This window comes from Arthrobacter sp. MDT2-34-1, from assembly GCF_059091365.1.
Genome location: NZ_JBNHGO010000059.1, coordinates 1 through 868 on the forward strand (window position 1 = coordinate 1; position 868 = coordinate 868).

The following is an 868-nucleotide window of genomic DNA, read 5'->3' on the forward strand; positions in this document are numbered from 1 at the left end:
CTGCCGTCGGGCTTGAGGGCGATCCGACCATCATCTACGGGGAGGCGGGCGGCGCCCTGGTGCGCCGTTCCGTCCTGCCCGGCGGTGTGCGGGTGCTGACCGAGGCCATGCCCGGCCAGCGGTCGGCGAGCATCGGGTTCTGGATCGCTGTTGGCTCCCGGGATGAAGCCGAGGGCCAGCACGGTTCGACCCATTTCCTTGAGCATCTGCTGTTCAAGGGCACCAAGCGCCGTACGGCGCTGGAAATCGCCTCGGCCTTCGACGAGGTGGGCGGGGAGTCCAATGCGGCCACCGCTAAGGAAAACACCTGCTACTACGCGCGTGTCCTGGACAGCGACCTGCCGATGGCTATCGACGTCATCTCGGACATGGTCACCTCCGCTGTCCTGGATCCGAACGACCTGGAGCAGGAACGGGACGTCATCCTCGAAGAGATCGCCATGGACAGTGACGATCCGGCGGACGTCGCCCACGAGAAGTTCGTCGAGGCGGTGCTGGGCGGCCATCCGCTGGCCCGCCCCATCGGCGGCTTCCCGGAGGCGATCCGGGCCGTCTCCCGGGAATCGGTGTGGGACCACTACCGGCGCTACTACCGCCCGGATGAATTGGTGGTCACCGCAGCGGGAGGCCTGGAGCACGACGCCGTCTGCCGGCTGGTGCTCGACGCCCTCCACAGCGCGGGCTGGGAACTGGCGGACGGCGCTGCCCCGGTGTCCCGCCGCGCCACCGACCGTGCCGTCATCGCCGGCACTGCCGGCGTCCACGTGTACAAGCGCGCCGTCGAGCAGGCCAATATCGTGATGGGCTGCCCGGCGCTCACGGCCACGGACGAGCGCCGCTTCGTCATGAGCGTCCTCAACGCCGTGCT

Annotated in this window: 1 protein-coding gene; it reads left to right on the forward strand. The window is 68.9% G+C overall.

The genetic code is table 11. The features are described 5' to 3' along the window. Positions 1 to 29: 29 nt before the first annotated feature. Positions 30 to 868, forward strand: an 839-nt coding sequence (locus AC5RVV_RS17580; RefSeq protein ID WP_494002639.1) for a M16 family metallopeptidase, incomplete at its 3' end; no start/stop codon positions are given.